Below are 10,938 nucleotides of genomic sequence, written 5' to 3'. Positions count from 1 at the left end.
CCCCTGCCCTGCTGTCGTCAGCCCTGCCTACATGCTCCGTCCCACAGGGGATGACCCGTCCAGGAACTGCTGCGCCCGGCCCTCTTGTGGCATATACCCACACCATGCCTTCCGCCCTCACCGCCTCCCAGATCCGCGAGGCGTTCCTCCAGTTCTTCGAGGAGCGCGCCCACCGCCGTGTCGCCTCCTCCTCGCTGGTGCCCGTTGGCGACCAGACCCTGCTGTTCACCAACGCCGGCATGGTCCAGTTCAAGGACGTCTTCACCGGCCGCGAGCAGCGGGACTACCGCCGCGCCACCACGTCGCAGAAGTGCGTGCGCGCCGGCGGCAAGCACAACGACCTCGACAACGTGGGCTACACCGCGCGCCACCACACGTTCTTCGAGATGCTCGGCAACTTCTCCTTCGGCGACTACTTCAAGGCCGACGCCATCTCCTTCGCCTGGGAGTTCGTGACGAAGCGGCTGGGCCTGGCCATCGACCGGCTCGCCGTCACCGTGTTCAACGGCGAGAACAACATCCCCTGGGACGAAGAGGCCTTCGAGCTCTGGGCGAAGCAGGGCGTGTCCCGCGACCGCATCCTGAAGCTCGGCTACAAGGACAACTTCTGGGCCATGGGCGACACCGGCCCGTGCGGCCCCTGCTCGGAGATCCACTACCACCAGGGCGACGACATCCCCTGTGTGGAAGAGGCCGCGGGCCGCAAGTGCCAGGGCGTCGCGTGTGATTGCGACCGGTGGCTCGAAATCTGGAACCTCGTGTTCATGCAGTTCGAGCGCAAGGAGAAGGACGCGCCCCTCATCCCGCTACCCAAGCCGTCCATCGACACCGGCGCCGGCCTGGAGCGCATCGCGTCCGTCGTGCAGGGCAAGCGCTCCAACTACGACACCGACCTGTTCCAGGGCATCCTCGCCACCGTCAGCCAGCTGTGCGGCAAGCCGTACACGCAGGAGACCGGCGCCTCGCAGCGCGTGGTCGCCGACCACGCCCGCGCCACCGCGTTCCTCGTGGCCGACGGCGTCCAGCCCTCCAACGTGGCCCGCGGCTACGTCCTGCGCCGCATCATGCGCCGGGCCATCCGTCACGGGGACCAGCAGTTGGGCATCAAGGAGCCCTTCTTCTTCAAGGTCGTGGACCGCGTCATCGAGCTCATGGGCGACGCGTTCCCCGAGCTGCGCGACGGCCGCACCTTCATCCTCGAAGTGGCCAAGCACGAGGAAGAGGGCTTCCGCCGCACGCTCGACCGTGGCCTCAAGCTGATGGACGAGGAGCTGTCCAAGCTCCAGGCCTCCGGCGGCAAGATGATCTCCGGCGACGTGGTCTACCTGCTGCACGGCACCTACGGCTTCCCGTGGGACCTCACGCAGATCATCGCGCGCGAGCGCGGCTACGACGTGGACCTGGAAGGCTTCAAGGTGCTCCAGGAGAAGGAGGCCGCCAGCCAGGACTTCCACGGTGAGAAGAAGTCCACCACGGAGGTCTTCCAAACCGTCCTCGCGCGCAGCGCCCCCACCCAGTTCCTGGGCTACGAGGGCGAGGGCCACGAGGGCGAGGGCAGCGTCATCGCGCTCGTTCAGGACGGCGTGGAGGTGCCGCAGGTCTCCGCGGGCGCCACGGTGGATGTGGTGCTGGACCGCACGCCCTTCTACGGCGAGTCCGGTGGCCAGCTGGGCGACACCGGCCGCATCGTCGCGCACGGTGGCAAGACCGTGGCGCAGGTGAAGGACGCGCAGCGCCCGGTGCAGGGGCTCATCGTCCACACCGTGGAGGTGAAGGAAGGCACGCTGAAGGTCGGCGACATGGTGCAGACGTCCGTGGACGTGGAGCGCCGCAAGTCCATCCGCGCGAACCACTCCGCCACGCACCTGCTGCACAAGGCGCTCAAGCGCGTGCTGGGCGAGCACGTGAAGCAGGCGGGCTCCGTCGTCGCGCCGGACTTCCTGCGCTTCGACTTCTCCCACTTCTCCCCCGCCACCCAGGAGCAGCTGGAGCAGGTGGAGGACCTGGTCAACACCTGGGTGCGCGACAACGCGGATGCGCAGACGCGCGTCATGAACCTGGACGACGCGAAGAAGTCCGGCGCCGTGGCCATGTTCGGTGAGAAGTACGGCGACACCGTGCGCGTCGTCACCGTGCACCCGGAGTCCACGGAGCTCTGTGGCGGCACGCACGTGAAGCGCAGCGGCGACATCGGCCTGTTCAAGGTGACCAGCGAGAGCGGCGTCGCGTCCGGCGTGCGTCGCATCGTGGCCGTCACGGGCGTGGGCGCGCTCCAGTTCGTGCGCGAGCAGGAGCACGAGCTCAAGAAGGTCGCGGCGCTGCTCCGCACGAATCCGAAGGAAGTCGCCACCCGCGTGGAGGCCACCCAGAAGCGCGTGAAGGAGCTGGAGCGCAAGGTGGAGGAGGTCTCGGTGAAGGCCCAGTCGGCCTCGCAGAAGGACCTCATGGACCAGGCGCGCGAGGTCAACGGCATGAAGGTGCTGGCCACGCGCGTGGACCCCGCCGACGACAAGGTGTTTCGCGGCATGGCGGATCAGCTGCGCGACCGCATCGGCTCCGGCATCATCGCCATTGGCGGTGAGAAGGACGGCCGCGCCGTCATCCTGGTGGCGGCCACGAAGGACCTCGTCGCCAAGGGCATCAGCGCGGGCAACCTGGTGCGCGAGATGGCCAAGGAAGTGGGCGGCAAGGGCGGCGGCAAGCCGGACATGGCGCAGGCCGGTGGCCCGGACGCGGACAAGCTGCCCGTGGCGCTCGAGAAGCTCTACGAGCTGGTGAAGGGCGCGAGCCCGGCGTGAGTCCCCGCGCTTCATCCGGCTCCCTGGCGTTCCTGACGGCGGCCCTCCTCCTGGGGGGCTGCACGAAGGAGACCGCCACGTCCGAAGGCGGCCAGGAGGCCGAAGCGCGCACGCTGCAGAAGCTGCGCGCGGAGGCGGACCGGGTGAAGCAGGGTGGCGCCGTGGCCACGCGTCCGCAGCCTCCCCAGCAGGAGCCGGAGGAGTCGAAGCTCGCGGGCCTGGCCGCGGGCCTGGGCGACTCCGGGCCGCGCAAGCTGCGGCTGCCCGAGCGCAACGACACCGTGCACGTGGACACGGTGGCGTTCAAGGTGACGGGGCTGGAGGCCTCGCACTCGGTGAAGGGCGGCTCCGGCAAGGTGGGGCTGGGGCTCACGACGGAGGACCTGTTCCTGCGCGTGGAGCTCATCACCCAGAACGTGGGCGGGATGCCCGCGCCGCTGACGTTGGACGGCGCGAAGCTGACGGACGCGAAGGGGCAGACGTACCCGCTGGCGCGTGACGCGCAGGCGGTGGTCGGCACGAAGCCCCTGCCCACCACGTGGGCGCCCGAGCAGCGCACGCAGGTGGTGCTGCTGTTCGAGGTGCCGCCGGACGCCGTGCAAGACGATGGGCTGGCGCTCGTGGTGCGGGGCTCCGGCGGGGACGTGCGGATCCCCTTGCGATGACCGGGTCGGCCCCCAAGCTCCTCCCCCTGCGCATCCGACTCCCGTACACGGAGGAGGAGGAGTTCATCGAGCGGTATGGCTCGAACGTGGGGCGCGGTGGGGTCTTCGTGGCCACGAAGGCGCTCAAGCCGGAGGGCACGGGGCTGGCGTTCGAGTTCGTCCTCGCGGACGGCACGCGGCTGTTGCGCGGTGAAGGAGTGGTGGCCAAGGCGCAGCCGGACGCGGGCAGTCCCCGCACCGGGATGACGGTGCGCTTCACCAAGCTGGATGCCGTGAGCAAGGCGCTCATCGATCGCATCGTCGCGCGGCGGAGCGGGACGGAAGCGGTGGTTTCGCCGCCTGCCGCGCCAAGGACGGAGGCCGCGCCGCTGCCGCCTGGGCTCGTCCGGCGGACCGCGGCTGTGAATCCGTCACGGACTGTCGCACGCGTTGGGACGGAGGCAGTGCCTGCGGCTCCTGCCCCGCTGGCGCCTCCGGCGAAGGCACCCCGCGAAGAACCGGGGACGCGGGCCGCGACGCCGAAAGCGTCCATGACGTTGCCGGCCGTGACGGTGCCCGCCGCCGTCACAACGCCAGACCTGGCTGAACCGGATGAGCCGGTGTCGCTCTTTCCGGAGGACGCGGCCGACGAGGAGCAGGAGTTCACGCCCCTTCCGGAGGTGGGCCTTTCGAGGAAGGCGCGGAGGAATCCGCCTGGTGAAGGGACACAACGGGCGACCCAGGAGATGTTCACGGTCCAGCCGACAGTGCCGGAGTCCACCGAGGAGCGGCCTCCCGCGGCTTCCGGCACCTTCGCGGCCGTGATGCCGCCTCCGGTGGAGCCCAACGACGTGCGGACGCAGGCTGCGTCCGGCACCTTCGCGGCGGTGATGCCCCCTCCCGTGGAGGCAGGGTGGGCGCCGGAGCCTTCCGCGGATCCGACGTCGCTCGAGCCCTCGGGGGTCGTGGAAGAAGCCGGGACGGATGCGCCTTCATGGGACGCCTCCGCGACTGCCGAGGACGCAGGGACGAACGCGCTGTCCGATGCAGCGGTTGCTGATGAAGGCCGCGGAGCAGCAGCGTCCTGGGAGCAGTCTTCGGCATCGGAGTGGGATGCCCTTGCTCCGGGTGCACGCGCGGACGAAGCGCTTCCGCAGGAAACAGGGACCCCGGTCAACTTCACTCCCGCGTCCGTGGAGGCATTCGATCCGAACGCCGTGCTCGGAGCACCCCATGCTCCCGAGCATTCCGAGTGGGCCTCCGAACCCAGCCCGGAGGCGTCTGGCGAGCTGCCCTCCCCGCCTGCATTCGCGGGCCCTTCAGAAGACGAAGCGGAACCTGAGCGCGTCGAGACAGCGACCACGTCCGAAGGGTCGTTCGACTTCGACGTCGACCTCAGCATGGAATCGGAGGAGGAGCCCGCTCCGGCAGCACCGGGTTCCTTTGCTGCACCGGAGTTCAACACGGCGGACGCGACGGTTCCTCCACGGGACGAGCTTGGGGCCTGGGCTGCTCAGGACTCCAACGCAACGGAGCTGGCGGCCGAAACAACGCCTCAAGAGGCCGAGGGCGACGCCTGGGCGGCAGCGGACTCCGGCGGTGAGGAAGCCGCCACTGAAGCAGTGGTGCCGTTCGACGAGCGCAGCGACTCGGCTGCGCTGAACACCGACGTTGGTGACGTCGCCGCCGAAGCAACGCGCCCTCCGGAGGAGCCCTTCACCACCGCGCCGGACGCGGAGGCGATGGGCGGCACTCCAGGCATGGAGGAGACGCCTTCCTCCGATCCGGTTGCGACGCAGAGCCAGCGGGAGGCCGAGCGACTTCGTGCGTGGGGCATCGATCCGGATTCCCTCCCGCACGAGTTCAGCACCGCATCGGAGGAAGTGGACCCGTTCAGCGCGGCGCTTGAGCAGGCTGTCGAAGCCACGGCGCCGGCCGCGAGCGGAGACGTCTCCACGTCACTGCCCGATGAATCGGGGCGCAGGTCGAACACGGAGCCGGTGCTCGACCCGCCCGTCTCCGCGTCTCCGCGGGACGAGGAAGCGTCGTCCACGGTCGTTGTGGTCGAACTGGCGACGGAGGATGCATGGACGGCGCTTGTCGGATCCGCTGAGCCTTCGGCCAGCGACACGCATGCCACCGAAGCCGAGAGACCGCTTGCCGCGAATGCAGCGCTCGCGGACGATGCTTCGCCCGACGCCGACGTGACGCTGGACCGAGAGACAGGGCACGAAGCGGTACCAACTGCGGCGTCCCCGACTCCTTTCGCGCCCGACGAAGCACCGGCCGTCGTCACGGCTCCGGACGAGGGGGAAGCGCACTCCACGAGTGCCACGGCCCCTTCGATCGCATTCCTCGACGAAACGGTGCCTGGGTCTCCGGAATCCGCCGCCACGGGGTTCCACGGGGAGGCATCGTCCCCGCTGGCTTCCAGCACGGTGCCTTCGGACGTTCCTGCCGGGCTCGATTCCGACACAGAGCCGTTTGTCGAGAGCGCCCCGGTTGAAACAACGTCCCTCCAGGTTCCGGATGGAGCGTCCGTCAATGACGCCCAACCGACTCCGGACGAAGCCACACAGCACGCACCTGGTGGCGACGAGGCCGCCACGCCGCGCGGTGCAGATTCAGAATCACCTTTCTCTCAAGAATTTGTTGAGACGGAGCCTTCGGGCGCCAACGAAACTGCCGCTCGCATCGGTGTGGACTCGCCACAATCGCTTCCCGCGGAGCAGCTCTCCGGCACCAGTGAAGCCGCCACTTTCATCACCACGGCCGCATCACAGCAACTGCCTGCGGAGGACCTCTCCAGCGCCAGTGATTCCAAGGCGCCACTCAGCGCAACTGCGTCACAGCCGGTGGTTACGGGGCAGCCTCTTCGAACCAGTGAATCCGCGGCCTCACTCATCACAGACCCCTCAGAGTCGCTCACTGCGGAGCAATCCTCTCGCGCAAGTGAATCCACAGCCGTAAGCAACACGGCCCCGTCATCGCCGCTGGCCTCGGAACAGTTCTCTCGCACCAGTGATTCCACGGCTTCACCAAGCGCAGGCCCGTCACAGCCACTGGCGACGGAGCAGTCTTCCCGCGCCGATGCATCCACGGCTCCAATCAGCACTGCGGCGTCACAGCTGCGCACCACGGAGCAGCGCGCTCCCATCGGCGAAGCCTCAGCACCTCATGGTGTGGCCCAGTCGCAGCCAGTGGCCACGGAGCCGTCCTCCCGCGCCAGCGAAGCCACCACCCCACCCAGCACGGCTTCGTCACAGTCGCAGCCGACGGATCCGTCCTCCAGCACCAGCGGAGCCACCGCGGCAAGCAGCACAGCTTCGTCACAGTCGCTGCCGACGGATTCGTCCTCCAGCACCAGCGGAGCCACCGCGACAAGCAGCACGGCTTCGTCACAGTCGCAGCCGACGGATTCGTCCTCCAGCACCAGCGGAGCCACCGCGACAAGCAGCACAGCTTCGTCACAACCGCTGATCACGGAGGCACCCTCTCGCGCTAGCGAAGCCACCGCGACAAGCAGCACGGCTGCGTCACAGCCTCCGGCCACGGAGCCCCCTTCCCGCGCAAGCGAAGCCACTGCCCCAAGCAGCCCGGCCTCGCCACAGACCTCCGCCGCGACACCGTCCCCGCGCACCGACGAGGCCGCTCCACCGCCTTCCACTGAGGCACAGAGCAGCACCGCCACCGCGCGCAGCCGGCGCCGCACGCTCTTCGACATGGCTCCCGCCGTGCCCGTCACCACCCCCGCGGCGGCGGAGGTCGTGCTCGGCATCGACGTGGGCACCTCGCACGCTCGCGTCGCCGCGCTCATCAACGGCGTCGCCACGCCCATCCCCATCCCCGGCACCGACGGCTCGGGCATTCCCTCCGTCATCGCGGTGGCCAGCTCCGGGGAACTCCAGGTCGGCGCCGCCGCGCTCGTTGAAGCCGCACGCGCGCCCCGCCGCGCCGCGGCCGGCCTCAAGCGCCTGCTCGGCGTGCGCGCCCGCTCCCCCAACCTGCGCTGGCTCTCCCCGCAGCTCCCCTTCCCCATCGCCACCGACCTTCACGGCGACGCGGGCGTGGAACTGGGCGGCCGCGTCGTGGCGCCCACCCTCCTCACCGCGATGCTGCTGCGCGAGCTGCGCGAAGCCGCCACCACGTTCCTCGGCCGCAAGGTGACTCGCGCCGTCCTCTGCGCGCCGTCTCACTTCACCGAACGCCAGCGCGCCGCCCTGCGCGAGGCCGCCACCATGGCCGGCCTGGACGTGCCCCGCGTGCTCACCAACAGCGCCGCCGCGGCGCTCGCGTACGCACACGGCCGGGGCCTGGCCCGCAAGCGCGTCCTCGTCGTGGACCTGGGCGGCGGCGGCCTGGAGGTCTGCGTCGTGCAGGTCACCGGCGACGACCTCGAGGTCGTCACCACCGGCGGAGACCCCACCCTCGGCGGCATGGACTTCGACGGCCGCATCGCCGAGGCGCTCGCCAGCGACCTCTCCGAACAGGGCCACCCGCGCCCCGAACACCCGCTCGACTGGGGCCCCCTGCGCACCCTCGCGGAAGCCACCAAGGAGACCCTCTCCACCCGCGACACCGTGGACGTCACCCTGCCCACCGGCCCCGGCCCCACGCTCGACCGCGAGCGCGTGGAGGCCCTCACCGCCGACCTCGCCCAGCGCGTCGTCTCCGTCACCCGCGAGGTGCTGGAGTCCAACGCCCTCTCCCCTCAAGGCCTGGACGCCGTGCTCCTCGTGGGCGGCCAGTCCCGCGCGCCCCTCGTGCGCCGCCGCCTGGAGGAGAGCCTGGGCGTGCCCGTGCGCGACGACGTGGACGCCCGCACCGCCGTGGTGCGCGGCGCCGCGCTGCTCGGCCACGCGCTGCTGCTGTCGGAGACCGGCAAGCCCGCCGCCAGCGTCTCGGAGGTCCTCACCGCGCCCATCGGCGTCGCCGAGGACGCCGGCACCTTCCGCCGCGTGCTGGAGCGCAACACCCGCCTGCCCACCGCCAAGACGCTCGTCATCCCCGTCACCGCCCCCGGCCCGCTGGCGCTCGCCCTCTTCCAGGGCACCGCCGCCACCGCCGTGGAGAATGAATGGCTCGGCGCCCTCACCCTCACCGTGGAGCGCCCCGGCGAGGTGGAGGTGCACCTGGAGCTGTCCACCGACGGCACCCTCGCCTTCAGCGCCACCCTGCCCGGCGCGAAGCGGCAGCCCGTCACGCTCGCGACGGAGGACCTGGACGACGCCTCCCGCGATGCACTCATCGCCCGCTCGCCCTTCCACACCGAACCAGAAGCCCGGCCGAGCGGCCTGCTTTCCGGTTTGAAGAAGCTCTTCGGCCGGCGCTGAGGCCCTCGGCCTCCTGGCTCCACCGCGCGGGCAGGTGCCCTGTCGGGCCCCGCAGTCCCAGCTTCCAGTCCAGGTCCCACACATCCCTCAGGAGGAACCTGAACATGCGAATGACTTCGATGGTGGCAGGACTGGCGGTGGCCGGCGTCTGCGTGGCCGGCCCCGCTCTCGCGGTGGACGCGACGCAGGTGACGCGCAAGTTCAGCGCGAGCAATGAGAACCTCGCGCCCGGCCTGGACGTGGGCGTGGGCTTTGGCGGATACACCGGCAAGCTGGGCAATGAAACGGGCGTGGGCGGGCTGTTCAACATCACCGCCAACGCCCAGCCCTGGGAGTACATCGGCCTGGAGTTCGGCTACGAAGGCCAGAACATCCCCATCGATGACGCCCGCGTCCTCGGCGGCAATCACATCTGGCGCAACAACGGCTCGGGCCTGGCCAAGCTGGGGCCCTTCATCGACAACAAGTGGCACCCCTTCGTGGGCGCGGGCTTCGGCTTGAGCTTCCTGCACGCGTCCCAGGGCTCACGGCCCATCTACGGCAATGACTGGCAGGTGGAGTGGCCGCTGGCCGCGGGCATCGAATACCGCATGGGCCACCTGTCCGCCGGCGTGCGCGGCACCTACCGCCTCGTCGGTGGCGAGGACCTGACCACCATCCCCGGCACCACCGACGAGGCCAAGGGCAGCCTCTTCAACGGCAACCTCACCGTGGGCGGCCGCTTCTAGCGCCCCGTCGCGTCCGCGGCACACCGCCGCGGACGCGGCTGGCTTCACAGCCTCACAGCTCGAAGCGCGTCATCAGCACTTCCGGACGCGGGTCTTCCTTCCACGCGTCCAGCACCGCCTGCGCCGGCGACCGGCCCGACGCGGCCACCGCCTCCAACGGAGCGAGCAGCGGCGCGTCCTCGGGATCCAACCGCAGCAAGCCCCGCTTCGCGATGGCCACCATCTCCCCGGCCAGCCGGTGCAGCTCGCGCGGCCCCAGCTTGCCGGCCAGGCCCTCGCGGCGCGCGGTGTCGTGGAAGGCCAGGTGCTCGGTGAAGGTCAGCCGGGGCAAGAGCAGCTCCGCCTCCTCCAGCGCCTGCGCGTCGTAGAGGATGCCGCGCCAGAGCGCGCCCAGCGCCCCCGTCATCGCCGCGCTGGCACAGTCCGCGCCGCGCACCTCCAGCACCTTCTTGAGCCGGACCTCAGGGAAGAGCGTGGACAGGTGGTCCGTCCAGTCCCCCATGTCCGGCGGCTTGCCCTCGTAGCCCTCCGTCATCAGCTGGCGGAAGGTGAGCTTCGGGTGGCGGTACTCGCCGTCGCGGCGCAGGAACAAGAGCGGCGCGTCCAGCGCCCAGTCCACGTAGGCCTTGTAGGAGAACGAGCCGTCGAACCAGGACGGCAGGTAGCCGCACCGTGTGGGGTCCACCTCTTCCCAGACGCGGCTGCGGAAGGACATGTAGCCGGACGGCTTGCCTTCCATCAGCGGGCTGTTGGCGTACAGCGCCACGAGCAGCGGCGACAGGCGCGCCACCGCCACCGTCTTGCGCACGCAGTCCGCCTCATCCGCCCAGTCCAGCGACACCTGCCCGGTGGACGTCATCAGCATCATGTTCAGCGCCAGCCGGCCGCGCTCCGGCAGCGTGCGGCGCATCACCTGGTAGCGCGTCTTGGGCATCCAGGGCATCTCCACGCCCCCAGGCCCTGGCGTGCCCACCGGCCGGTAGCCCAGCGCCACCAGCCGCAGGCCCAACGCGGACGCCGCCGCCTTCGTCTCCTTCAGGTGCTCCAGGTTCTCCTGGTGCGCCTCCCGGGCCGTGCGGAACGGGCTGCCGGACAGCTCGAACTGCCCGCCCGGCTCCAGGGAGATGGCCGCCATCCCACGCTGCAGCGCGATGACGGGCGACTCGGGCGTCTCCCGGAAGCGGTCGTAGCCGCCCGGGGCGATGCGCTCCAGCAGGGCGCCGATCCCGTTCGGACCCTCGTAGGTCGGGGGTTGGGCGGACCCCACGGGGTAGACGAACTTTTCGTGCTCCAGCCCCAGCCGGTGCTGGGCCCGGGGCTTCTCCCCTTTGCGAAGCTCTTCCACCAGGGGGGCGGTGGAGGTGAGGGGCTCGGAGGCCACGCGCTTGAGGCTGTCACTTATACACATCTCCGAGCCCACGAGACATGCGCAGAC

At 70.3% G+C, this 10,938-nt stretch carries 6 protein-coding genes and 1 pseudogene; 5 read left to right on the top strand and 2 right to left on the bottom strand.

All coding sequences use genetic code 11. The features are described from left to right. Positions 1 to 104 precede the first annotated feature (104 nt). From alaS to D7W79_RS31070, 3 genes and pseudogenes are all read left to right on the top strand, one after another. Positions 105 to 2,798, top strand: coding sequence for an alanine--tRNA ligase (gene alaS / locus D7W79_RS31080; RefSeq protein WP_120528999.1), 2,694 nt, complete (start codon positions 105 to 107; stop codon positions 2,796 to 2,798). Then, positions 2,795 to 3,463: a DUF4352 domain-containing protein gene (locus D7W79_RS31075; RefSeq protein WP_120528996.1), complete on the top strand. Its 669-nt coding sequence runs from the start codon at positions 2,795 to 2,797 to the stop codon at positions 3,461 to 3,463. Before alaS ends, D7W79_RS31075 begins: the two co-directional genes overlap by 4 nt. Continuing rightward, positions 3,460 to 3,753, top strand: a pseudogene (locus D7W79_RS31070) (TIGR02266 family protein); the annotation flags it as partial. The gene D7W79_RS31075 and the pseudogene D7W79_RS31070, both read left to right, overlap by 4 nt. 2,864 nt (positions 3,754 to 6,617) lie before the next feature. Here D7W79_RS31070 and D7W79_RS44355 read toward each other — a convergent pair. After that, on the bottom strand, positions 6,618 to 7,166 hold the full coding sequence (locus D7W79_RS44355) for a hypothetical protein (RefSeq protein ID WP_167497761.1): 549 nt from the start codon (positions 7,164 to 7,166) through the stop codon (positions 6,618 to 6,620). Between D7W79_RS44355 and D7W79_RS31065 the strand changes: the two genes are divergently transcribed. Continuing rightward, positions 7,165 to 8,775 carry an Hsp70 family protein gene (locus tag D7W79_RS31065; RefSeq protein ID WP_120528998.1) on the top strand — a complete coding sequence of 537 codons (1,611 nt, stop codon included), beginning with the start codon at positions 7,165 to 7,167 and terminating at the stop codon, positions 8,773 to 8,775. The genes D7W79_RS44355 and D7W79_RS31065 overlap by 2 nt on opposite strands. A gap of 104 nt (positions 8,776 to 8,879) precedes the next feature. After that, the gene (locus D7W79_RS31060; protein WP_120528995.1) at positions 8,880 to 9,503 is read left to right on the top strand and encodes a hypothetical protein; all 624 of its coding nucleotides are present in this window, start codon (positions 8,880 to 8,882) and stop codon (positions 9,501 to 9,503) included. 52 nt (positions 9,504 to 9,555) lie between these two features. Here the strand turns inward: D7W79_RS31060 and D7W79_RS31055 are convergent, their stop codons facing one another. Beyond that, entirely contained in the window at positions 9,556 to 10,905 is a 1,350-nt protein-coding gene (locus D7W79_RS31055) for a glutamate--cysteine ligase (protein ID WP_120528997.1), read from the bottom strand. Positions 10,906 to 10,938 lie beyond the last annotated feature (33 nt).

The sequence above is a fragment of the Corallococcus exercitus genome (assembly GCF_003611585.1).
GTDB classification, from domain to species: domain Bacteria; phylum Myxococcota; class Myxococcia; order Myxococcales; family Myxococcaceae; genus Corallococcus; species Corallococcus exercitus.
Note: the sequence above shows the minus strand (reverse complement) of the source record. Positions and strands in the feature narration are given on the sequence as shown.